This window comes from Janibacter sp. CX7 (genome assembly GCF_024362365.1).
GTDB lineage: Bacteria > Actinomycetota > Actinomycetes > Actinomycetales > Dermatophilaceae > Janibacter.
Map to the genome: position 1 here is coordinate 679031 of NZ_CP101464.1, position 21433 is coordinate 700463.

Consider the following 21433-nt stretch of genomic DNA (forward strand, 5'->3'; position numbering starts at 1 on the left):
AGATCGCCCCACGGAGTGGCCTGTGTCTCACCCGTCGAGGCTCCCGCCGCTGCCAGCCGCCGCTCCCGGCGAGGAGGCCCGGCGCAGGACCAGGCGGAGCGGACGGCGAGGGGGCCCGGCGCAGCGTCAAGCCGATGTCGAAGACGACAACGGGACCACACGACGACGAAGGACATCGGCAGCGCGTCGGACCCCCTCGCCGGGAGCAGAGCCGACAGCGAACCCTTCGAGACGGTCGCGGGGCGACCTCCTCAGGGACCGGGGGATCAGGGGGCGAGCGGCTTGGGCTCGGTGAGCTCGTCGGAGTCGGCCTCGGCGTCGTCCTCGCGCCGGCGGGCCTCGAGCTCTTCGAGCAGGTCGCGCAGCTCGCTGCGGATGAAGTCGCGGGTCGCGGCGTCGCGCAGGGCCAGCCGCAGCGCGGCGACCTCGCGGGTGAGGTACTCGGTGTCGGCGAGGGCCCGCTCGGCCTGCACGCGGTCCTGCTCGAGGGCGACCCGGTCGCGGTCGTCCTGCCGGTTCTGCGCGAGCAGGATGAGCGGCGCGGCGTAGGAGGCCTGCAGCGAGAGGATCAGCGTGAGCAGGGTGTAGTTGAGCGCCCGCGGGTCGAACTGCGCCGGCTCCGGGGCGAAGGTGTTCCACGCCAGCCAGACGGCGACGAAGACCGACATCCAGATGAGGAAGCGCGGCGTGCCCATGAAGCGCGCGAACTTCTCCGAGATGACGCCGAAGGCCTCCGTCGAGAAGCTCGACGGCTTGCGGATCAGCTGGCGCCGCACCTCCTGGGGGGTGTCGACGCGGGTCGTGGTGCGGCGGTCACTCATCGGTCACCTCGTGGCGCTCCTCGCGCCAGTCCTCGGGGAGGATGTGGTCGAGCACGTCGTCGACCGTGACGACGCCGAGCAGGTGCTCGTCCTCGTCGACGACCGGCGCGGAGATGAGGTTGTAGGTCGCGAGCGTGCGCGTCACCTGCCCCAGCGGGGCCTCCGGACGAAGGGGGTCGATCGCCTTGTCGATGTAGCGCCCGATGCTCTCGTGGGGAGGCTCGCGCAGCAGCCGCTGGATGTGGATCATGCCGAGGTACTTGCCCGTGGGGGTCTCGAGCGGCGGGCGGCAGACGTAGACGGTCGCGGCCAGGGCGGCGGTGATCTCCTCGCGACGCACGACGGCGAGCGCCTCGGCGACGGTGTCCTCGGGCGCGAGCACGACGGGGTCGGTCGTCATGAGACCACCCGCGGTGTTCTCGTCGTAGCTGAGCAGTCGACGCAGCGGCTCGGCGTCGTCCGGCTTCATCAGCTGCAGCAGCGTCTCGGCGCGCTCGGGCGGCAGCACGGACAACAGGTCGGCGGCGTCGTCGGGGTCCATCGCCTCGAGGACGTCGGCGGCCCGTGCCTGGGTGAGCAGCCCGACCATCTCGGCCTGGTCGTCGTCACCGAGCTCCTGGAGGATGTCGGCGAGCCGGTCGTCGTCGAGGGCGGCGACGACGGCCTCGCGGCGGTCCCGGGAGAGGTCCGCGATGACCTCGGCGAGGTCGGCGACCTTGAGGTCCTCGACCGACTCGAGGAGCTTGACCGCGGAGTGCTCGGCGGCGCTCACCGTCGCGGACAGGCCGGTCACCTCCTCCACGGGGACGGTGAAGGTCTCCCCCCTTCGCCGCACAAGGAGGCCGCGCCGGGACTGTCGCCCGCCGCGGACGAAGACCTTGGTGACGAACCAGCTGCGGTTGGCCGACTGCTCGACCCCGATGTCCTCGACGGTCGCGTCGACCTGGCCGTCGTCCGTGCGCACGGTGACCGGCCGCTCGAGGAGCTCGGCGAGCACGAGCGTCTCGGTGGCGCGCTGCTCGAAGCGACGCATGTTGACCAGGCCGGTCGTGATGACCTGCCCGCCCTCGACGGAGGTCACCCGGGTCATCGGCACGAAGACGCGGCGCCGGCCGGGCACCTCGACGACGAGACCGATGACGCGCGGACGCCGCGAGGGGGAGAAGGTGACGACGACGTCGCGCACGCGGCCGACCTGGTCACCGAGCGGGTCGAAGACATTGAGGCTCGCCAGACGCGCGACGAAGAACCGGGTGGGAGCACTCACGCCTGACAGGGTAACGGCGGCGAGCGGGTGCGCCCGTCAGCCGCGTCGGGTGCCGCGGCCCCCGAAGTGCCACGGATGCCGCACCCGCGTGGCGGCGGCGCCCGCGGTGATCGGCGCGTCGGCCCGGGCCGAGCCGTCGGGTCCAGACCGCCCCGGTGCCTGCACCGGCAGGCCGAAGGGGGAGAGCAGCCAGATCGTCGACCCCGCGCGCCACCGGTCGAGCAGGTCGGCGGGGGCGTTGAGCCGCTCGGCGAGCAGGGTGGCGGCCGCCGGCTCCCACCACGGGTTGCCGGGGGAGAGGGCCTGGGCGCGGGCGCGCAGGGTGAGCAGTCGACCGCCGTCGCCCTTGCTGCGCAGGACGACCTCGACCTGCTCGGGCAGGGGCCCGAGGTCGGCCTCGGCCCCGCCGGACACGAGCAGGACCTGCCCGGCGAGCTCGTCGGCGCCGCTGGCGAACCAGGTGAGGCGCTCGCGGCCGTCGACCCGCAGCCACAGCACGTCGGACTTCGCCAGCGCCTCGGTCGTCAGTGCCGACAGGTTGACCTCGCTCATGCCAGCAGCCTAGGGGTCGGGCCCGTCCGGGTGTCGTCCGTCATAACGGCGCGGTGAGGCGCCTTGCTAGGTTGCGCGAGAACCCCCCTTCGCTCACCCGAGAGGACTCGAGCCACACATGCGCAGTGCCAAGGACTTCTTCGCCCCACTCGCCGTCGGGGCGCCCGCCCCGGCCCGTGAGGTGCCGGCGCGTCCCAGCCGGATGATCCACTTCTTCGACCCGAGCAACCCCAAGATGGCCGCCAAGGTCCCCGACATGGTCGGCGTCGCCGACGTGCTCCTGGGCAACCTCGAGGACGCCGTCGTGGCGGACAAGAAGGAGGCCGCGCGCGAGGGCCTCGTGCAGATCGCCAAGGACGTCGACTTCGGCGAGCACACCCAGCTGTGGACCCGGGTCAACGCCCTCGACAGCCCGTGGGTCCTCGACGACCTGACCACCCTCGTCACCGAGGTCGGCGACAAGCTCGACGTCGTCATGGTCCCCAAGGTGCAGGGCCCCGAGGACATCCACTACGTCGACCGTCTCCTCGCGCAGCTCGAGGCGAAGGGGGGCGTGCAGCGCCCGATCATGGTCCACGCGATCCTCGAGACCGCCCGCGGCATGGCCAACGTCGAGGCCATCGCGGGTGCCAGCCCGCGCATGCAGGGCATCTCGCTCGGCCCGGCCGACCTGGCCGCCGACCGCCGGATGAAGACCACCCGCGTCGGTGGCGGCCACCCCGGCTACCTCGTGCGTCAGGACCCCTCGAAGGGAGCCGACGGCACCCCCGACTACCAGGGCCAGCGCACGGTCTTCCAGCAGGACCTGTGGCACTACACGATCGCCCGCATGGTCGACGCCTGCGCGATGCACGGGATCTTCCCCTTCTACGGCCCCTTCGGCGACATCAAGGACGTCGTGGCCTGCGAGGACCAGTTCCGCAATGCCTTCCTCCTCGGCTGCGTCGGCGCGTGGAGCCTGCACCCGGTGCAGATCGACATCGCCAAGAAGGTCTTCAGCCCGAGTGCCGAGGACGTCGCCCACGCCCGCGAGGTGCGTGACGCGATGCCGAGCGGCGGTGGCGCCGTGATGATCGACGGCAAGATGGAGGACGACGCCAGCTACAAGCAGTGCATGGTCATCCTCGAGCTCGCCGAGCGCCTGTCCGCCAACGACCCCGAGCTCGCCAAGCTCTACGCGGAGGCCTGAGCCATGACCGAGAGCACCTACACCCCCCGCCGCTCGGTCCTCTACATGCCGAGCTCCAACGCCCGCGCCCTCGACAAGGCGAAGACCCTGCCGGTCGACGCCCTGATCCTCGACCTCGAGGACGCCGTCGGCCCCGACGACAAGCCGGCCGCCCGTGAGGCCGCGTGCGCCGCGGTGCGCTCCGGCGAGTACGGCGAGCGTGAGCTGACGATCCGGGTCAACGGCATCGGCACCCAGTGGCACGACGAGGACATCGCGGCCGCCTCCCAGGCCGGCCCGCACGGCATCGTCGTGCCCAAGGTCAACACCGCCGACGAGGTCCGCCAGCTCGTCGCCGCGATGGAGGCCGCCGGCGCCCCCGAGCACACGAAGCTCTGGGCGATGATCGAGACGCCCGCCGCGATCTTCAACATCCGCGAGATCGCGCAGGCGTCCGACCGTCTCGTCGCCTTCGTCATGGGCACCAACGACCTCGTCAAGGAGCTGCAGGCCGACCACGTGCCTGGCCGCGCCCCGCTCCTCACGTCGCTGTCGTGGGCGCTGCTGGCCGCGCGCGAGGCCGGCATCGCGGTCCTCGACGGCGTCTACAACAAGGTCAAGGACCTCGAGGGCTTCACCGCGGAGTGCGAGCAGGGCCGCGACATGGGCTTCGACGGCAAGACCCTCATCCACCCCGGCCAGGTCGAGGTGTGCAACTCCACCTTCGCCCCGAGCGAGGAGGCCGTGGAGGAGGCGAAGGGGGTCCTGCAGGCCTGGGAGGACGGCGCCGGCAAGGGCGTGGTCACCCACAACGGCAAGATGATCGAGAACCTGCACGTCGACATCGCCCGTCGCGTGCTCGCGACCCACGAGGCGATCGCCGCCCGCGGCTGACCCTCGGTTCGCCCCGCCGCAGCCCGGCTGCGCACGACATCCCGCACGCCATCGCGTGCGGGATGTCGTCGTCCGGGGGCCGTGCGCCGTGGCGCTATATTTTCCTCATCACCGCGCAACCTGCCGGACGATCCAGGCGTCTGTCCCGGTATCAGCGCTCTCATCAGGGGGGAAACATGGACACCATCTCGCTCGACCGCCGCGACCTCTTCCGCGGCGCCGCTGCCACGGCCGTCGCCGGTGGCCTGCTCGTCACGGCCGGGGAGGACGCGCACGCAGCCCGCCCCACGACGCTCAAGCAGGGTGACACCGGCTGGTGGGTGCAGAACCTGCAGCAGCGTCTGCTCAAGGCGAAGTTCTGGCTGCGCACCGCCAACGGCAGCTACGACCAGACGACCCAGCAGGCCGTCATGGCCCTGCAGAAGGCGCACGGTCTGACCCGTGATGGCGTCGTCGGCCCGCAGACCTGGTCGGCCGTCTACTCGCCGCGCACCCCGCGGCCCCGCACGACCTCGGCCTTCGAGATCGACAAGACCCGTCAGCTGCAGATCGTCGCCCGCTACGGCTGGGCCCAGTGGGTCTTCAACACGAGCACCGGCAACGGCGAGCGCTACTGGTCCTCGGCCTCCGGCGCCTACGTCTACGCGACGACCCCGAGCGGCACCTTCCGCTTCTACCGGGCGATCAACGGCATGCGCAATGCCCCGCTCGGCGAGCTGTGGCGGCCGCGCTACTTCAACGGCGGCATCGCGATCCACGGCTCGCCGTCGATCCCGGGCTACCCGGCCTCGCACGGCTGCGCCCGACTGAGCGACCCGGCGATCAACTACATCTGGTGGAAGAACCTCGCGCCCATCGGGCGCACGGTCAAGGTCTACTGACCTTCCACACGACGGGCGAAGGGAGATGTCAGCGCACAGCATGCGCTGACATCTCCCTTCGTCCGTCTCATCGTGGCCGAGGACACCCTGAGACTCCGTGGCGGGTGGCGGGGTGCGCTGGGATACTGACCCGGATCCTTGAACCACGAGAGCAAAGGTGGACGCATGTCCCGACTGCAGACGACCGACGGACTGACCGAGGAGCAGGTCGACCTGCTGGGCCTGGTCAAGGAGTTCGTCGACGAGCAGATCATCCCGGTCGCGCAGGAGCTCGAGCACGCGGACGAGTACCCGCAGAAGATCGTCGACCAGATGAAGGAGATGGGGATCTTCGGCCTGATGATCCCCGAGGAGTTCGGTGGGCTCGGCGAGTCCCTCCTCACCTATGCGCTGTGCGTCGAGGAGATCGCCCGCGGCTGGATGCCGGTCTCCGGCATCATCAACACCCACTTCATCGTGGCCTACATGATCCTCAAGCACGGCACCGAGGAGCAGAAGCAGCACTACCTGCCGAAGATGGCCACGGGCGAGATCCGCGGCGCCTTCTCGATGAGCGAGCCGGGGCTCGGCTCCGACGTCGCCGGCATCAAGACCAAGGCCGTGCGTGACGGCGACAGCGACGACTGGACGATCAACGGCCAGAAGATGTGGCTGACGAACGGCGCCTCCGCCAACCTCGTCGCGGTGCTCGTCAAGACCGACCTCGGTCACGACAGCCCGCACAAGAACATGACGACCTTCCTCATCGACAAGACCGAGGGCTTCGGCGAGACCGCCCAGGGCGTCACCGTCCCCGGCAAGATCGAGAAGATGGGCTACAAGGGCGTCGACACGACCGAGCTCATCCTCGAGGGCCACAAGACGACGACCGGCCAGATCCTCGGTGGCGAGCCCGGCAAGGGCTTCTACCAGATGATGGACGGCGTCGAGGTCGGTCGCGTCAACGTCGCCTCCCGCGCCTGCGGCCTGGCGATGCGCGCCTTCGAGCTCGGCGTCCAGTACGCCCAGCAGCGCGAGACCTTCGGCAAGAAGATCGTCGACCACCAGGCGATCCTCTTCCGCATCGCCGACATGGCGAGCAAGGTCGAGGCCGCGCACCAGCTGATGGTCAAGGCCGCGCGTCTGAAGGACAAGGGCGAGCGCAACGACCTCGAGGCCGGCATCGCGAAGTACATGGCGGCCGAGTACTGCGCCGACGTCGTCAACCAGTCCTTCCGCATCCACGGCGGCTTCGGCTACTCCAAGGAGTACGAGATCGAGCGGATCTACCGCGAGGCCCCGATGCTGCTCATCGGTGAGGGCACCGCCGAGATCCAGAAGATGATCATCGGCAAGAGCATCCTCAAGGACTACCAGCTCAAGGGGTGATGTCCGGGTAGGTGCCCGGCACCGACACCGCTCGCGCTCGCCCGATCGAAGGGGGCTGGCCGTCACCCAGGTGACGGGCCAGCCCCCTTCGTCCATCCGCCCCGTCCACCGGGCCCACAGGTCGGGGTGGGAGACTGGACCCATGAGCACCCAGCCCGGTATGGCCGCCCACATGCAGCAGTTCCTGCGTCTGGAGTACCCGCGGTCGTTGGCGACCTACGACAGCTATGCCGAGGCCCAGCGCGCGGTCGACTTCCTCGCGGACAAGGAGTTCCCGGTCCAGGACGTCATGATCGTCGGCACCGACCTCAAGCAGGTCGAGCGGGTTCGTGGCCGGCTGACGAGCGGCAAGGTCGTCCTCGGGGGACTGCTCTCCGGCATCTGGATCGGTGTCTTCGTCGGCCTGATCTTCGCGATGTTCGAAGGGAGCGACGGCCTGCTCCTGCGGCTGGCCTCGACGGTGGCGATGGGCGCGCTCTTCGGTGCCGTGTGGGCCTGGCTCGGCTACCGCTCCACCGGTGGCCAGCGCGACTTCACCTCGGTGACCCAGGTGGTCGCCTCCCGCTACGAGGTGCTCACCGAGCACCGCCACGCGGCGCGGGCCAACGAGCTGCTGCACGAGCTCGACCCGACCCGCGCCGGGCTCGAGCAGCTGCGGCGCAACCAGGAGGCGGCGCGTGCCGCTCAGGAGCAGATGGACCGCGCCCAGCAGCACCCGCAGCAGGGCTGATCCCGCCCCGCGCGCCCTTCCCCCGGCGGCGGGGCGGGACTAGCGTCGTCGGTGTGAGCACCCAGCCCGACCTGGCCGCCCTCGACGAGACCTCCTTCGACTCCGTGCTGTGCGTCGTCGCCCACCCCGACGACATCGAGTACGGCACCGCCGCCGCTGTCGCGAGGTGGACCGCCGCCGGCAAGCGCGTGCGCTACTTCCTGCTGACCCGCGGCGAGGCGGGCATCGACACGATGGACCCCGTCGACGCCGCGCCGGCCCGCGCCGACGAGGAGCGCGCGAGCGCGTCCGTCGTCGGTGTCGAGGAGGTCGAGTTCGGCGACCACCCCGACGGGACCATCGAGTACGGCCTGACCCTGCGGCGCGACATCGCCGCGGCGATCCGGCGGGCTCGCCCCGACCTCGTCATCGGCACGACCTTCGACGTGACCTTCCCCGGTGGCATCCTCAACCAGGCCGACCACCGGGCCGTGGGTCTGGCAACGGTCGACGCGTGCGCCGACGCGGGCAACCGGTGGATCTTCCCCGAGCTCGTCGCCGACGGCCTCGAGCCGTGGCACGTCAAGCTGCTCGCGGTCGGCGGCAGCCAGCGACCGACGCACTTCGTCGACGTGACGGGCCACCTCGACGACGCGATCGAGTCGCTCGAGGAGCACCGGCTCTACAACGCCGCGCTGCCCGACGACTTCCCGAAGCCCGCGCAGCTGCTCGGCAACATCCTCGGCGGTGGCGGCCAGGCCGTCGCCGACCCGGCGGTCGAGCACGCGCTGCTGCTCGAGGTCTTCGAGCGGTAGGGGGAACCGGTGCCCCCTTCGTCATGCGCGGGAGGGCGAGAGGGGCAGGGGTTGTCGAGTCCCGCGCTGGGTATGTCCCGCGCGTCGCTCGCCAACCCACGCGCGGCTCGACATGTGGTGCCGGATTCGCGGGCCCTGTGGAGAACGTCGGCCGTCTCCGGGCGGTCTCCGTGATGATCGGGGGATGGACGAGCGACTCAGGCGGCGGGCGGAGCGGCAGGCGGGGGTCTTCACGTGGGGTGACGCCCGCGCGTGCCTGCAGGGTGAGCACGACCTGCGCCTCGCCCTGCGGCAGGGTGAGGCGATCCGGGTGCGCCGCGATGCCTACGTCCTGGCGCAGGCCTGGCAGGGCACCGGACCCGAGGAGCAGCTGGCGCTCGCCACCCGGGCCGTGCTGCGGACCCGACCGGGTGACCTCGCGAGCCACCAGAGCGCTCTGGCCCTGCACGGCATCTCGCTGTGGGGCCTGCCGGTGCAGACGGTGCAGGTCACGTCAGCGGTGACACGGTCCCGACGGGACCCCACCCTGCGCATCCACCGCCTGCGAGAGGGGATCGAGCCCACTGAGGTCGAGGGCGTTCCCTGCGTCGCGGTGGCCGTCGCGCTCGTCCAGGTCGCGCTCTCCGAGAGCACGACCGCCGCCGTCGTGTCGCTGGATCATGCGCTGAAGACCCGTCGGTGCCGGATCGAGCAGGTGGAGGCTGCCGGGGACCGGCTCGCTCGGGGTCCTCTGCAGCGCGCCCGCCTGCGGGCGGTGATCGACGCGAGCGATGCGAAGTGCGAGTCGGTCGGGGAGTCCCGCACCCGGATGCTGCTGCGCGAGCTGGACCTCGACCTGCGGAGCCAGGTGCGGATCAGCGACCGCGACGGCAACTTCGTCGGCCGGGTGGACTTCCTCGTCGGCGACCTGCTCGTCATCGAGTTCGACGGCCTGGTCAAGTACGAGGGGGCCGAGGGCAAGCAGGCCCTGGCCCGGGAGAAGGCGCGCGAGGAACGGCTCACCGGGCTCGGCTGCATCGTCATCCGACTCGTCTGGGCGGACCTGGAGCACCCGGAGCGCGTGGAGGCCCGGGTGCAGGAGGCGCTGATGCGGTTGGCGGCGCGGGCGGCCTGACGGGGACGTCGAGCGGTGCCGGTCCTGTCGAGTCCCGCGCTGGGTATTCCACGTGCGGCGCTCGACAACCCGTGCGGCGCTCGACAACCGGCGCGTGGTCGCCCCCTCCGCGACGAGTGGTGGCTACCAGGCGCCGTAGAAGGGCGGCATCTGCGAGGCCTTGCCCGAGTAGACCGGCGTGCGCTTGTCGAGGAAGGCGGCCACGCCCTCCTTGCCGTCGCCGATGCTCGCGTAGAAGATCGCGAGCGAGTCGACCCGGTGCGCGTCGACCGGGTGGTCGAGGCCGGCATTGCGGTACATCAGCTGGCGGGTGAGGGCCGTGGCGACCGGCGAGCGGTCCTTGGTCCACCGGTCGGCGAGGGCGATCGCCGCGTCGAGCAGCTCGTCGGGCTCGTGGACCGAGCGGACCAGGCCTATCTCGAGGGCCCCCTCGGCGTCGATGATGTCGGCCGAGTAGACGAGGTCGAGCGCGTCGGGCATGCCGACGATGCGGGGGAGGAACCACGACGAGGTCGCCTCGGGCGTGATGCCGATGCGGCCGAAGACGAAGCCGATCCTCCCCTTCGTCGACACGAGTCGGGCGTCCATCGGCAGGGTCATCGTCGCGCCGATGCCGACCGCGGCGCCGTTGATCGCCGCGATGACCGGCTTGCGGCATGCGTGGATCGCCAGGGCCACCCGACCGCCGGTGTCCCGCACGCGGGCCAGGCCGGGGTCCTCGAGGTCCTCCATGTCGGACAGCACCGGCGTGAGGCTCTCGTCGAGACCGAAGACATTGCCCTCGGCAGTGAGGTCCATGCCCGCGCAGAAGGCGCGGCCCGCGCCGGTGACGACGACCGCGCGCACCGCGTCGTCGTCGTTGACCTCGCGGAAGGTCGCCTCGAGCTCGTCGGCCATCGTCACCGTGAAGGAGTTCATCGCCTCCGGGCGGTCGAGGGTGACGAGGAGGATCCCGTCGGTGACGCTCAGGGAGATGGTCTCGTGGTCGGTCCTCATCGGGTGGCCTCCTGGGTGGTGGTGACGGGCGGTGCGCTCCCTTCGCCTCAGCGGGGGATGAGCACCGTGTAGTCGAGGTCGAGGACGACCTCGGGCAGGTACTTGCCGTCCTCGCCCTTGTAGGGGAAGTCGGCACACGGGGTGTCCTTCGTGGCGACCGTGCGCAGGCGCAGGGCGCCGACGTCGGTGCGGCCGGGCAGCTCGATGCGCTCGAGCACCTCGGACCAGGCGTAGATCGTGTCGCCGGCGAAGGTCGGGTTGGCGTGGGCGCCGGCGTTGATCGCCGCGACGAGCTGGCCGTTGGCCAGACCGTTGAAGGACAGGGCCCGCGCGAGGCTGATGATGTGGCCGCCGTAGATGAGGCGGCGCCCGATCTTCGCCTGCGACTGGGCGTGCTGGTTGAAGTGGACCTTCGCGGTGTTCTGGTAGAGCCGCGTGGCCAGCATGTGGTCCGACTCCTCGATCGTCATGCCGTCGACGTGGTCGATTCGCTCGCCGACCTCGTAGTCACCCCAGAGGAAGGGGGAGCCCGCGAGCTCGACGTCGTAGTCGCGACCGGTGAGGTCGAAGGGGACGAGGAGGTCTTCTGCCGCAACGGCGCCCGGCAGGTCGGGGATGACCGTCTCGGGGGCGGGGGAGGCCGCGTCCTTCTTGTGGACCATGACCCAGCGGACGTAGTCGACGACCATCTCGCCGCGCTGGTTGACGCCCACGGAGTTGACGTAGACAACGCCGGTGCGGCCGTTGGAGTTCTCCTTGAGCCCGATGACGGTCGAGGTCGTCGTCACCGTGTCGCCGACGTGCAGCGGGGCCCCGAAGCGCCCGCCCGCGTAGCCGAGGTTGGCCACGGCGTTGAGGCTGATGTCGGGCACCGACTTGCCGAAGACGAGGTGGAATGCGAGCAGGGAGTCGACCGGCATCCGCTCGAAGCCCATCGCCTGCGCGAAGGTCGCCGCGCTCGTCGCCGCGAAGCGCGAGCCGTAGAGGCCGGTGTAGAGCGCGATGTCGCCCTCGGTGACCGTGCGCGGCGTCGCGTGCCGGATCTCCTGGCCGATCGAGAAGTCCTCGAAGTAGTTGCCGGGGACCGTCTTGGTCGACATGTGCGTGGGCCTTTCGGTGGGGGCGAAGGGGGTCGGTGACATCTTCCCCCTTCGCCCCCGTGGTGGTCAGGCCGTCCGGCTGTTGACCCGGCCACACCCGGCCACTTGGCCGGGCCGCGCGCGACTGGGCGAGATCGCCGGACCTGGCCGCGCAATTGCTCGGTCAACTCCGGGTTTCCCGGCCATCTCCGGATCTCTCGGCCGTCGTGGGCAGCGCAGCCCGGTGGCCTGTGGATGACGCCGGCGAGCGAAGGGAGGACCCCGCAAGGATGTCGTGATGGATCCACGACTCGCAGGTGTGCTCGTCGCGGGCGATCAGGTGTGCACGACCGCCAGGCTGCGGGCGATCGAGATCGATGCGGACGAGACCGAGCGTCTGGTGCGGTCCGGGGAGCTCGTGCGACTGCGTCGCGGGCTCTACGCCGCGGGCGAGAGGTGGCGCTCGGCGAAGCCCGAAGCTCGTCTTGCCCTGTGCACCCGAGCGGTTCTGGGGGAGAGGCCGGACGCAGCCGCATCGCACGCCAGCGCCGCGGTGCTCCACGGGCTACCGCTCTGGGGCGTGGGGCTCTCGACCGTCGAGGTGATCTGCTCGTCGCCCCGACGGCGGCTGCGTGGGGGTGTGCGCCTGCATCCCTGGCCCGACGGGGTGGAGGCCGAGGTCGTCGACGGGCTGCGCGTCGTCCCCGTCGCGACCGCCGTCGCCCAGGTCACCGACGAGTACGGACTCCTCCCCGGTCTCGTCTGCCTCGACGGGGCGCTGCACACCGAGCAGGTGACGGGGCCGCAGGTCGAGATCTACGACCGTCGCGGCAAGATCGGCCGGGTGGACTTCCTCGTGGGGCAGGCGCGCGGGTGGCCTGACCGGGGAGAGCGCCGATGGCCGGGAAGTCCGGGGATGACCGCGCAATTGCACGGCCAGGTCCGGATTTCCCGGCCATCTCAGGACTTCTCGGCCACCTCGCCCGTGTGAGAGGCGAAGGGAGGGTCAGCGCCCCTGGACCTCGGCGATCCAGGCCTCGACCTCGTCGGCGGTGTGCGGCCAGTCGCCGGAGAGGTTGCGGCAACCGTCCTCGGTGACGACGACGTCGTCCTCGAGGCGCACGCCGATGCCGCGGAAGCGCTCGGGCACCTTGAGGTCGTCGGCCTTGAAGTAGATGCCCGGCTCGACGGTGAGGACCATGCCCGGCTGCAGCTCGGCGTCCATGTACTCCTCGCGGGTCGCCAGGGCGCAGTCGTGGACGTCGATGCCGAGGTGGTGGCTCGTGCCGTGCACCATCCAGCGGCGGTGGTACTGGCCGTGCTCGGTGTCGAGCGTGTCCTCGACCGAGACGCCCTCGGGGAGCAGCCCCCACGCGTGGAGGTGCTCGGCGACGACGCGGATCGCGGCGGCGTGGACGTCGGAGAACTTGTTGCCCGGCTTGACCGCGGCGATGCCCGCGGCCTGCGCGGCGGCGACGGCCTCGTGCACCTCGCGCTGGGTGGGGGAAAAAGCGCCGCTCACCGGCAGCGTGCGGGTGATGTCGGCGGTGAAGAGCGAGTCGACCTCGACACCGGCGTCGAGGAGGATGAGGTCGCCGTCCTTGACCTCTCCGTCGTTCTTGATCCAGTGCAGCGTGTTGGCGTGGTCGCCGGAGGCGCAGATCGAGTCGTAGCCGACGCCATTGCCCTGGTGGCGGGCGTGCAGGCCGAAGGTGCCTTCGACCCAGCGCTCGCCGCGGCCGCGCTCGGGCAGGCCGGGCAGCTCGCGGATGACCGCCTCGAAGCCGACGCGCGTCGCGTCGACGGCCTGCTGCATCTGGTCGAGCTCCCAGTCGTCCTTGATCATCCGCAGGTGCGACAGGTCGTGGGCGAGCGCGGCGTCGCCCTCGGCGAGCGTCTCGGTGTCGGCGCCGGCTTGGCTGCGCACCGTGTCGAGGCGGGCGGTGAGGTCGCGGTCGGCGTCGCGCACGACGCGCACGGTGACCTGGCCCGCGTCCTTGCCGACGGCGTCCTCGAGCTGCTCGACGTGCCGACCGACGAGGCCCAGCTCGGCCTCGATGTCCTCGATGGACGGACGCGCACCAACCCAGAACTCGCCGTAGCGGGCGTCGCCGAAGAACTCCTCGGAGTCGCGCGGTGCGAGCGGGCGGAAGTAGAGGCTGGCCTCGTGGCCGGCCTGCTCGTCGGGCCCGCCGAGGGGCTCCATGACGAGCACGGCGTCGGGCTCGCGGTCGGCGCCGAGACCCGTGAGGTGGGCGAAGGCCGAGTGCGGGCGGAAGACGTAGTCGCAGTCGTTGCTGCGCACCTTGAGACCGCCGGCGGGGATGACGAGGCGCTCGCCCTGGTGGGCGACGGAGACCGCGGCGCGGCGCTCGGCGGCCCGCTCGGCCGCCTCGGTGAGCGTCGGGCGCTCGCCCGAGCGCGGGGCCCAGTCCTGCGCGACGAAGGCCCGGAACTCGTCGGTCGTCGGCCGCTTGCGGTTGTCTGCCTGCTGCTGCTCCTCGCTCATCGCCCCATCGTCTCACTTCGTGGATCCCCGTCTCGGGCGGGCGAAGGGGGAGGCCGCCTCCCTTCTTCATGTTCTACATAAGCACTGGCGTGGCGACACAAATATGTGGCATGTTGGTCTCGACGAAGGGAGTCGACGATGACCACTGCCCTGGTGCTGGGCGGCGCCGGAGGGATCGGCGCGGCCGTGACCCGCCGCCTCGCGGCCGACCACGACGTGACGATCACCCACCACGGCCACCCCGAGCGGGCTGAGGCGCTCGCCGCCGAGCTCGGCGACCGGGTGCGCACGGTGACGGCCGATGCGACGACCGAGGAGGGGGTGGTGGCGGCCTTCGACGCGGCGCAGGAGCGCGGCGAGCTGACCGTCGTCGTCGACTGCGTCGGCGGCTGGGACTACCCCCGCATCACCGAGCTGACGAGCGAGCAGATCCACGAGTCCCTCTCGCTCAACCTCGTCTCGGGGCTGCTCGTCCTGCGCGAGGCGACCAGGCGCGTGGCCGACGGCGGCCGCGTCGTCATGGTCTCCAGCGCGGCAGCCCGCGTCGCCCCGGCTCGGCAGAGCACCTATGCCGCCGCCAAGGCCGGTCTCGAGGCCGCCAGCCGCGTCGCGGCCAAGGAGGTCGCCCGCCGGGGCGTGACCGTCAACGTCGTGCGCCCCGGGGCCACCGACACCGAGTACATGCGCTCGATCACGAGCGACAAGGCCATCGACGCGATGGCCGGGAGCAATGCGATGCGCCGCCTCGGCACCCCCGAGGACATCGCGGGCGTCGTCGCGCTGCTCGTCTCGCCCGACGCCGCCTGGGTCACCGGCGACGTCATCGACGCCACGGGAGGCCTGGCATGACCCTCGGAGAGATCCCCACCCGCACCGGTGTCGTCGGTGGGGGCCAGATGGGCGCGGGCATCGTCCACGCGCTGCTCCTCGCCGGCAGCGAGGTCGTCCTGCTCGAGCGTGACCCGACGGCCGCGCAGGGGGCGGACGAGCGGGTGGGCCGCTCGTGCGACAAGAGCGTCGAGCGGGGCAAGATCGCCGACGCCGCCGAGCCGATGGGTCGCCTCACGACGACGACCGATGCCGCGGACCTCGCCGCCTGCGGCCTCGTCGTCGAGGCGGTGCCCGAGGACGAGCAGCTCAAGCGCGAGACGCTCCAGCGGGTCGAGGCGGTCATCGCGGACGACGCGGCCCTGGCGACCAACACCTCGAGCATCTCGCTCGACGCGCTCGCCACCTCGCTGCGCCGCCCCGAGCGCCTGCTCGGCCTGCACTTCTTCAACCCCGTGCCGGCGAGCAAGCTCGTCGAGATCGTCATCGCCTCGGCCACCGACGAGGCCTGGCGCGAGCGAGCCGTCACCTGGGTGCGCGACGGGCTGGGCAAGACGCCGGTCGTCGTCGCCGACTCGCCGGGCTTCGCCAGCAGCCGGCTCGGTGTCGCGCTCGGCCTCGAGGCGATCCGGATGCTCGAGGCGGGCGTTGCCTCGGCGGAGGACATCGACGCCGCGATGTCGCTCGGCTACGGGCACCCGATGGGCCCCCTTCGCCTCACCGACCTCGTCGGGCTCGACGTGCGCCTGGGCATCGCCCGCTATCTCGAGCGCGAGCTCGGCCCCCGATTCGCCCCACCACAGCTGCTCGTCGACTTCGTCGAGCAGGGCCACCACGGCCGCAAGACCGGACGCGGCTTCTACGACTGGACCAAGGAGAGCACCGTATGAGCGAGATCCTCGAGAGCTATGTCGCCGGCCGCTGGAGCGCCGGCACCGGTTCGGGTCGCGAGGTCCGCGACGCCGTGACCGGCGAGACCGTGAACCGGGTGTCGAGCGAGGGCCTCGACCTCGGCGCCGCCGTGGCGCACGCCAGGGCGAAGGGGGGTCCCGCCCTTCGCGCGATGACCTTCCACGAGCGGGCCGCCGCCCTCAAGGCCGCCGCGACCGCGGTGCACGAGGGCAAGGACCGGCTCTACGAGTTGTCCGCCCGGGCCGGGTGCACCACCCGGGACGCCGCCGTCGACGTCGACGGCGGGACGGGCACCGCCTTCGTCTACGCCTCGCTCGGGCGCAAGGGCCTGCCCGACGCCCGGGTCGTCGTCGAGGACGAGTTCATCCAGCTCGGCAAGGAGGGCGTCTTCGGCGGTCGGCACGTGCTGACCAGCCCGCACGGCATCTCGCTGCAGATCAATGCCTTCAACTTCCCCGTCTGGGGCATGCTCGAAAAGCTCGCACCCGCGCTCCTCGCCGGCGTGCCGACGATCGTCAAGCCCGCGACGCCGACGGCCTACATCGCCGTCGAGGCGGTGCGGATGATGATCGACTCGGGGGCCCTCCCCGAGGGCTCGCTGCAGGTCGTCGCCGGCTCGATCCCCGGGCTGCTCGACGAGCTCGGCGGCCAGGACCACATCGGCTTCACCGGGTCGGCCGACACCGCGGCCGCGCTGCGCGGCGACCCGGCCGTCACCCGCCGCTCGGCGCACTTCAACGCCGAGGCCGACAGCCTCAACGCCTCCGTCCTCGGCCCCGACGCGGCGCCGGGGGAGCCGGAGTTCGACCTCTTCGTCAAGGCGCTCGTCACCGAGATGACCGTCAAGGCCGGGCAGAAGTGCACGGCGATCCGCCGCGCCCTCGTGCCTGCCGACCGGGTCGACGCGGTGGCCGAGGCCGTCTCGGAGCGCCTCGCCGGCGTGACGATCGGTGCCCCGGGTGCCGAGGGGGTGCGCATGGGTGCGCTCGTCGGCACCGAGCAGCGCGACGACGTGCGTGACGCCGCCCGGCGCATCGCCGCCGCGGGCACGGTCGTCCACGGCGACCTCGACCGCGTCGACGTCGTGGGCGCCGACGCCGAGCGCGGCGCCTTCCTCTCGCCCGTGCTCGTGCGCGTCGACGACGCCGATCGCGCCGAGCCCCACGAGGTCGAGGCCTTCGGCCCGGTGAGCTCGCTCATGGGCTATCGCGACGCCGAGCACGCGGTCGAGCTGCTCGCCCGCGGCGAGGGCAGCCTCGCCGGCTCCGTCGTCTCGGCCGACGCCGACTTCGTCGACCGGGTCGTCGCCGGAGCGGCGCATTGGCACGGCCGCCTCCTCGTGCTCGACCGCGACAGCGCGCCGGAGTCGACCGGCCACGGCACGCCGATGCCCCAGCTCGTCCACGGCGGCCCCGGCCGTGCCGGTGGCGGCCAGGAGGAGGGCGGCCTGCGCGCGGTGCACGCCCACCTGCAGCGCTCCGCGGTCCAGGGCAGCCCCGCCGTCCTCGAGCGGCTCGGCTCGCTCGGCGACTGATATTCCACAAAGTCTTGTCGTGACGCCCTGCAAGGTGTAGAACATATGACAGGACCTCGCACGGACGCGACCCAAGGAGAGACCATGACGACCACTGACGACCGCATCGGTTCCGCCCCGGACCCCGACGGCCCGACGAGCCCCATCGACTACAGCCAGCGCATCCCCAACAACGTCAACCTCAGCGACGACCGTCGTCTGCAGCGGGCGCTCGAGGGCTGGCAGCCGAAGTTCCTCGACTGGTGGAAGAACCTCGGCCCGCAGCTGCCGACGCAGGACGTCTACCTGCGCACCGCCGTGGCCGTGGGGCGCGACGGCTGGGCGCACTTCGACCACGTGCCGATGGAGGAGTACCGCTGGGGGATCTTCCTCGCCGAGGGCGACCCCGACCGCAAGATCAACTTCGGCAAGCACCAGGGCGAGCCGGCCTGGCAGGAGGTGCCGGGCGAGTACCGCGCCGACCTCATGCGGCTCATCGTCGTCCAGGGCGACACCGAGCCGGCCTCGGTCGAGCAGCAGCGCGTCCTCGCCAACACCGCGCCGTCGATCTACGACATGCGCAACCTCTTCCAGGTCAACGTCGAGGAGGGGCGGCACCTGTGGGCGATGGTCTACCTGCTGCACGCCTACTTCGGCCGCGAGGGGCGCGAGGAGGCCGAGCAGCTGCTCAAGCGCAACTCCGGCGACTACGACAACCCGCGGATCCTCGGCGCCTTCAACGAGGAGACGACCGACTGGCTGCAGTTCTTCATGTTCACCTACTTCACCGACCGTGACGGCAAGTACCAGCTCGGCACGCTCAAGGAGTCGGGCTTCGACCCGCTGGCGCGCACCTGCGAGTTCATGCTCAAGGAGGAGGCGCACCACATGTTCGTCGGCACGACCGGCGTGCAGCGCACCGTCGAGCGCACCGCGCAGGTCATGCAGGACAAGGGGACCGATGCCACCTTCGAGGACGGGGTCATCCCGCTCGACGTCATCCAGAAGTACCTGAACTTCCAGTTCTCCGTCTCGATGGACCTCTTCGGCTCGGAGCAGTCGACGAATGCGGGCAACTACTACTCCTCCGGCCTCAAGGGCCGCTGGCAGGAGACCCGCCGCAAGGACGACCACACGCTCCTCGACGACGAGCGTGAGATGTCCTACGTCGAGGACGGCGAGATCCGGACGAAGAAGGTCCCGATGATCTCCGCGCTCAACCTCGACCTGCGTGACGAGTACGTCGCCGACTGCGCCAACGGCGTCAACCGGTGGAACCAGGCGCTCGAGGACGCCGGCGTGGAGGAGCGCCTCTACCTGCCGCACGAGGGCTTCCACCGCCAGGTCGGCGTCTACGCCGGGCACCACGTGAGCCCGCAGGGCGAGGTCCTCGACGACGCGACGTGGGAGTCCCGCAAGGACGAGTGGCTGCCGAGCGAGCAGGACCGGGCCCGGGTCGCCGAGCTCATGGTCCCCGAGTACGAGTACGGCAAGTTCGCCAGCTGGATCGCCGAGCCCCCGACGGGCATCAACGGCCAGCCCGTGGAGTATGACTACGTCCACCTCTACGAGGAGGGCCTGCGTCAGGAGGGCATGGCCTGACCGGCCGCCACGACGTGCGAAGGGGGTGCCCCGGGATCGAGTCCCGGGGCACCCCCTTCGTCAGGTGCGGTGTCGTCAGGTGCGCTCGCCGGCTGCCTGCTCGAGGCGCTCCCACTCGCGCTGCGCACGGCGGTGCCAGCGGTCGCGGAGGGTGTGGAAGAGGGTTGCGGCCTGCGGTCCCGGCCAGTCGGCGGGCAGCAGCTCGGCGGGCAGGTCCGGGTCGACGAAGGGGAAGTGCCGCCAGGCCTGGATGAGCTCCACCTGCGCGACGAAGGCCTCCTCGTCGGAGTCGACGGTCCGGTCGGCGAAGTCGACCATGAAGTCGTGGTAGCCGGCGCGGACCTCGGCGAGGTCCCATGCCGCGTCGATGAGCGAGGCGGGGTCGGTGCCTGCCGCGCGGCGGCCGACCCAGGCGAAGGCGCGGTCCGCGAGGCCGAGGTCGGCCAGCGTGGACTGCACCTCGGCCTCCTTGTGCGCGTCGGGGATGATCCACATCCCGGGGGTCGGGCAGCCGAGGCCGAGCCAGGTCAGGCGGGTGCGCAGCTTGTGCCGGGTGGCGCGCTGCGACTCGGGGACCGCGGCGGCGACGACGAGCCACTCGCCGTCCCACGTGTGCGGGCTGCGCAGGAAGGAGTAGATGCGCTCGGTGCCCTCGGCGAGGAGCGTGCGGCCCTCCGGGGTCGTCTGCCATCGCACCCGGCGGCCGTGCCGCTCCGACGCGACCAGACCCTGGCCGGCGGTGCGGGCGATGGTCTGGCGGGCCGATTTTTCCTCGACGCCGAGGGCCGCGAGTGCTGAGACGAGGGTGCCGGTCCACGCGGACCCGTCGCGAGGGTGGGCGAACTCGCCGAGGATCGTCAGCAGGAGGGCGCGCGCGCTCGCCGCGGTGGGGCGCTCGCCGACGGTGGTCGTCGCACGTCCGGTGTCGGCCTTCGTCGTCATGGGTCGGTCTGCTCCTCGTCTCGTGGTCTCCCGTCAGGGTTGCACCGAAGTGGTCCGGCGTCGCGCAGGCGCCCGTGACGAGTCCGTGCGTGTGCCGTGGACGCCCCACCTCGGTGGGGAGGCCGCATCGAAAAATCTACTACTAATTTCTTTCGATACGGCTATTGACTGTAGAAGGATTGACCGCCATCCTCATTCCACCGACGACGGGGTCGGTTTCCCAGCGGTCCCGTCGTGCCCTCAATGACGAGATCGCACCTGGAGTCCCGATGCGCGCCACCCGTTCTCTCCCCCTGGCCCTGACGTTGACCCTCGCCCTCACCGCCTGCGGCGGCTCGGCGCTCTCCGGTGACGGGGGTGGTGGTGGCGACGACGACTCGGTGAAGATCGCCCTGCTCGTCCCGCAGTCCGGCGTCTACGCCCCGCTCGGCAAGGACATGGAGGCGGGCTTCCGCCTCTACCTCGAGCAGCACGACGGCAAGCTCGGCGGCAAGGAGGTCGAGCTCACCGTCGTCGACGAGGGCGGCGGCCCGGAGGACGGTGTCCCCGCCGGCACGAAGCTCGCGCAGGACGAGTCCGTCGACGCCGTCGTCGGCGTCGTCAACTCCGCGACTGCACTGGGCCTGACCGATGCCTTCAACGAGGCGAAGAAGCCGCTCATCGTCGCCAACGCCGGCGCCGACGACATCACCGGCGCGCAGGGCTCGCCCTACGTGTGGCGCACGAGCTTCGCCAACGGCGAGGTCGGCGGCGCCATCGGCGAGAAGGTCGCCGAGGAGGTCGGCGACGGCAAGGTCTACCTCGTCGGGCCCGACTACGCGGCCGGCGACGAGTTCCTCGCCGGATTCAAGACCGCCTTCGAGAAGGCCGGCGGCCAGATCGCGGGCACCCAGATGACCCCCTTCGGCAAGACGACGAACTTCCAGCCCTACCTCCAGAAGGTGCGCAAGGCCCAGCCGAAGGCGGTCTTCGCCTTCTACGCCGGCTCCGAGGCGGTCACCTTCGTCAAGCAGTACGACCAGCTCGGCCTGCACGACGAGATCCCCTTCTACGGCACCGGGTTCCTCACCGAGGGCGGCGCCCTGACCGCCCAGGGCAAGTCCGCCGACGGCATCTTCACCTCGCTGCACTACTCCTCCGAGCTCGACAACGAGACCAACACCGCCTTCGTCAAGGACTACGAGGCGGCCAACGACGGCACGCCGACCGTCTACTCGGTGCAGGCCTACGACGCCGGCGCGGTCCTCGACAGCGCGCTCGAGGAGGGCACCGGCGGCGACGAGATCGTCGACGGGCTCAAGGCGACCGGCGACATCGACAGCCCGCGCGGCACGTGGTCCTTCTCCGACGAGCAGGGGCCGGACCAGACCTACTACCTGCGCAAGGTCGAGGAGAAGGACGGCGCGTGGACCAATGTCGTCGAGGGTGAGCTGACCACGCCCGCCTCCTGACCCGGCCATCCC

The 21433-nt window shown here is 71.2% G+C and carries 20 protein-coding genes; 13 read left to right on the forward strand and 7 right to left on the reverse strand.

The window, feature by feature from the left end:
- Nucleotides 1-266: 266 nt before the first annotated feature.
- From NMQ01_RS03460 to NMQ01_RS03470, 3 genes are read right to left on the reverse strand one after another with little or no spacing between them, the layout of a single operon-like run.
- The gene (locus tag NMQ01_RS03460) at nt 267-821 is read right to left on the reverse strand and encodes a DUF1003 domain-containing protein (protein WP_255185476.1); all 555 of its coding nucleotides are present in this window, start codon (nt 819-821) and stop codon (nt 267-269) included.
- Nucleotides 814-2088 (reverse strand): magnesium transporter MgtE N-terminal domain-containing protein, encoded by a 1275-nt coding sequence (locus NMQ01_RS03465; protein ID WP_255185477.1) that lies wholly within the window; start codon nt 2086-2088, stop codon nt 814-816. Before NMQ01_RS03465 ends, NMQ01_RS03460 begins: the two co-directional genes overlap by 8 nt.
- 36 nt (nt 2089-2124) lie before the next feature.
- Nucleotides 2125-2640, reverse strand: coding sequence for a hypothetical protein (locus tag NMQ01_RS03470; protein WP_255185478.1), 516 nt, complete (start codon nt 2638-2640; stop codon nt 2125-2127).
- 118 nt (nt 2641-2758) lie between these two features.
- Here NMQ01_RS03470 and NMQ01_RS03475 point away from each other — a divergent pair, with 118 nt between their 5' ends.
- The 7 genes from NMQ01_RS03475 to NMQ01_RS03505 all read left to right on the forward strand — a co-directional run bounded on the left by NMQ01_RS03475 (nt 2759) and on the right by NMQ01_RS03505 (nt 9589).
- Nucleotides 2759-3829, forward strand: coding sequence for a CoA ester lyase (locus NMQ01_RS03475; protein ID WP_255185479.1), 1071 nt, complete (start codon nt 2759-2761; stop codon nt 3827-3829).
- A 3-nt stretch (nt 3830-3832) separates the two neighbouring features.
- Nucleotides 3833-4702, forward strand: a complete 870-nt coding sequence (locus NMQ01_RS03480; protein WP_255185480.1) for a CoA ester lyase — start codon at nt 3833-3835, stop codon at nt 4700-4702.
- Between the two features lie 176 nt (nt 4703-4878).
- Nucleotides 4879-5583 carry a peptidoglycan-binding protein gene (locus tag NMQ01_RS03485; RefSeq protein WP_255185481.1) on the forward strand — a complete coding sequence of 235 codons (705 nt, stop codon included), beginning with the start codon at nt 4879-4881 and terminating at the stop codon, nt 5581-5583.
- A 165-nt stretch (nt 5584-5748) separates the two neighbouring features.
- Nucleotides 5749-6951 carry an acyl-CoA dehydrogenase family protein gene (locus NMQ01_RS03490; RefSeq protein WP_255185482.1) on the forward strand — a complete coding sequence of 401 codons (1203 nt, stop codon included), beginning with the start codon at nt 5749-5751 and terminating at the stop codon, nt 6949-6951.
- A 142-nt stretch (nt 6952-7093) separates the two neighbouring features.
- Nucleotides 7094-7681, forward strand: a complete 588-nt coding sequence (locus NMQ01_RS03495; protein WP_255185483.1) for a general stress protein — start codon at nt 7094-7096, stop codon at nt 7679-7681.
- A 53-nt stretch (nt 7682-7734) separates the two neighbouring features.
- On the forward strand, nt 7735-8475 hold the full coding sequence (locus NMQ01_RS03500; protein ID WP_255185484.1) for a PIG-L deacetylase family protein: 741 nt from the start codon (nt 7735-7737) through the stop codon (nt 8473-8475).
- Nucleotides 8476-8659: 184 nt separating this feature from the next.
- Nucleotides 8660-9589: a type IV toxin-antitoxin system AbiEi family antitoxin domain-containing protein gene (locus NMQ01_RS03505; RefSeq protein WP_255185485.1), complete on the forward strand. Its 930-nt coding sequence runs from the start codon at nt 8660-8662 to the stop codon at nt 9587-9589.
- 123 nt (nt 9590-9712) lie between these two features.
- Here the strand turns inward: NMQ01_RS03505 and NMQ01_RS03510 are convergent, their stop codons facing one another.
- Both NMQ01_RS03510 and NMQ01_RS03515 read right to left on the reverse strand, forming a co-directional pair.
- Nucleotides 9713-10585, reverse strand: coding sequence for a crotonase/enoyl-CoA hydratase family protein (locus NMQ01_RS03510; RefSeq protein ID WP_255185486.1), 873 nt, complete (start codon nt 10583-10585; stop codon nt 9713-9715).
- A gap of 47 nt (nt 10586-10632) precedes the next feature.
- Nucleotides 10633-11685 carry a MaoC family dehydratase gene (locus NMQ01_RS03515; protein ID WP_255185487.1) on the reverse strand — a complete coding sequence of 351 codons (1053 nt, stop codon included), beginning with the start codon at nt 11683-11685 and terminating at the stop codon, nt 10633-10635.
- Nucleotides 11686-11962: 277 nt separating this feature from the next.
- On the opposite strand from NMQ01_RS03515, the gene NMQ01_RS03520 reads away from it, so the two are divergent.
- Nucleotides 11963-12655: a type IV toxin-antitoxin system AbiEi family antitoxin domain-containing protein gene (locus NMQ01_RS03520; RefSeq protein WP_255185488.1), complete on the forward strand. Its 693-nt coding sequence runs from the start codon at nt 11963-11965 to the stop codon at nt 12653-12655.
- Nucleotides 12656-12670: 15 nt separating this feature from the next.
- Here NMQ01_RS03520 and NMQ01_RS03525 read toward each other — a convergent pair whose 3' ends face one another.
- A complete protein-coding gene (locus NMQ01_RS03525) occupies nt 12671-14173 on the reverse strand; it encodes an aminopeptidase P family protein (protein WP_255185489.1) in 1503 nt (500 codons plus the stop codon).
- A 138-nt stretch (nt 14174-14311) separates the two neighbouring features.
- Between NMQ01_RS03525 and NMQ01_RS03530 the strand changes: the two genes are divergently transcribed.
- The 4 genes from NMQ01_RS03530 (at nt 14312) to boxB (ending at nt 19028) form a co-directional block, all read left to right on the forward strand.
- Complete coding sequence (locus NMQ01_RS03530) at nt 14312-15022, forward strand: SDR family NAD(P)-dependent oxidoreductase (RefSeq protein WP_255185490.1); 711 nt, start codon at nt 14312-14314, stop codon at nt 15020-15022.
- Complete coding sequence (locus tag NMQ01_RS03535) at nt 15019-15891, forward strand: 3-hydroxyacyl-CoA dehydrogenase family protein (RefSeq protein WP_255185491.1); 873 nt, start codon at nt 15019-15021, stop codon at nt 15889-15891. Before NMQ01_RS03530 ends, NMQ01_RS03535 begins: the two co-directional genes overlap by 4 nt.
- On the forward strand, nt 15888-17447 hold the full coding sequence (gene paaZ, locus NMQ01_RS03540) for a phenylacetic acid degradation bifunctional protein PaaZ (protein WP_255185492.1): 1560 nt from the start codon (nt 15888-15890) through the stop codon (nt 17445-17447). Before NMQ01_RS03535 ends, paaZ begins: the two co-directional genes overlap by 4 nt.
- Before the next feature lie 84 nt (nt 17448-17531).
- Nucleotides 17532-19028: a benzoyl-CoA 2,3-epoxidase subunit BoxB gene (gene boxB, locus NMQ01_RS03545; RefSeq protein ID WP_255185493.1), complete on the forward strand. Its 1497-nt coding sequence runs from the start codon at nt 17532-17534 to the stop codon at nt 19026-19028.
- A gap of 75 nt (nt 19029-19103) precedes the next feature.
- On the opposite strand, the gene NMQ01_RS03550 is transcribed toward boxB, so the two are convergent.
- On the reverse strand, nt 19104-19970 hold the full coding sequence (locus NMQ01_RS03550) for a PaaX family transcriptional regulator C-terminal domain-containing protein (protein ID WP_255185494.1): 867 nt from the start codon (nt 19968-19970) through the stop codon (nt 19104-19106).
- A 269-nt stretch (nt 19971-20239) separates the two neighbouring features.
- On the opposite strand from NMQ01_RS03550, the gene NMQ01_RS03555 reads away from it, so the two are divergent.
- Nucleotides 20240-21421 carry an ABC transporter substrate-binding protein gene (locus NMQ01_RS03555; RefSeq protein ID WP_255185495.1) on the forward strand — a complete coding sequence of 394 codons (1182 nt, stop codon included), beginning with the start codon at nt 20240-20242 and terminating at the stop codon, nt 21419-21421.
- Nucleotides 21422-21433 lie beyond the last annotated feature (12 nt).

What these genes read in the sequence shown, in the direction of transcription:
- NMQ01_RS03460 (WP_255185476.1), bottom strand. Translation starts at nt 821, where the DNA reads ATGAGTGACCGCCGCACCACGACCCGCGTCGACACCCCCCAGGAGGTG.
- NMQ01_RS03470 (WP_255185478.1), bottom strand. Translation starts at nt 2,640, where the DNA reads ATGAGCGAGGTCAACCTGTCGGCACTGACGACCGAGGCGCTGGCGAAG.
- NMQ01_RS03475 (WP_255185479.1), top strand. Translation starts at nt 2,759, where the DNA reads ATGCGCAGTGCCAAGGACTTCTTCGCCCCACTCGCCGTCGGGGCGCCC.
- NMQ01_RS03480 (WP_255185480.1), top strand. Translation starts at nt 3,833, where the DNA reads ATGACCGAGAGCACCTACACCCCCCGCCGCTCGGTCCTCTACATGCCG.
- NMQ01_RS03485 (WP_255185481.1), top strand. Translation starts at nt 4,879, where the DNA reads ATGGACACCATCTCGCTCGACCGCCGCGACCTCTTCCGCGGCGCCGCT.
- NMQ01_RS03490 (WP_255185482.1), top strand. Translation starts at nt 5,749, where the DNA reads ATGTCCCGACTGCAGACGACCGACGGACTGACCGAGGAGCAGGTCGAC.
- NMQ01_RS03495 (WP_255185483.1), top strand. Translation starts at nt 7,094, where the DNA reads ATGAGCACCCAGCCCGGTATGGCCGCCCACATGCAGCAGTTCCTGCGT.
- NMQ01_RS03505 (WP_255185485.1), top strand. Translation starts at nt 8,660, where the DNA reads ATGGACGAGCGACTCAGGCGGCGGGCGGAGCGGCAGGCGGGGGTCTTC.
- NMQ01_RS03510 (WP_255185486.1), bottom strand. Translation starts at nt 10,585, where the DNA reads ATGAGGACCGACCACGAGACCATCTCCCTGAGCGTCACCGACGGGATC.
- NMQ01_RS03515 (WP_255185487.1), bottom strand. Translation starts at nt 11,685, where the DNA reads ATGTCGACCAAGACGGTCCCCGGCAACTACTTCGAGGACTTCTCGATC.
- NMQ01_RS03520 (WP_255185488.1), top strand. Translation starts at nt 11,963, where the DNA reads ATGGATCCACGACTCGCAGGTGTGCTCGTCGCGGGCGATCAGGTGTGC.
- NMQ01_RS03525 (WP_255185489.1), bottom strand. Translation starts at nt 14,173, where the DNA reads ATGAGCGAGGAGCAGCAGCAGGCAGACAACCGCAAGCGGCCGACGACC.
- NMQ01_RS03530 (WP_255185490.1), top strand. Translation starts at nt 14,312, where the DNA reads ATGACCACTGCCCTGGTGCTGGGCGGCGCCGGAGGGATCGGCGCGGCC.
- NMQ01_RS03535 (WP_255185491.1), top strand. Translation starts at nt 15,019, where the DNA reads ATGACCCTCGGAGAGATCCCCACCCGCACCGGTGTCGTCGGTGGGGGC.
- paaZ (WP_255185492.1), top strand. Translation starts at nt 15,888, where the DNA reads ATGAGCGAGATCCTCGAGAGCTATGTCGCCGGCCGCTGGAGCGCCGGC.
- boxB (WP_255185493.1), top strand. Translation starts at nt 17,532, where the DNA reads ATGACGACCACTGACGACCGCATCGGTTCCGCCCCGGACCCCGACGGC.
- NMQ01_RS03550 (WP_255185494.1), bottom strand. Translation starts at nt 19,970, where the DNA reads ATGACGACGAAGGCCGACACCGGACGTGCGACGACCACCGTCGGCGAG.
- NMQ01_RS03555 (WP_255185495.1), top strand. Translation starts at nt 20,240, where the DNA reads ATGCGCGCCACCCGTTCTCTCCCCCTGGCCCTGACGTTGACCCTCGCC.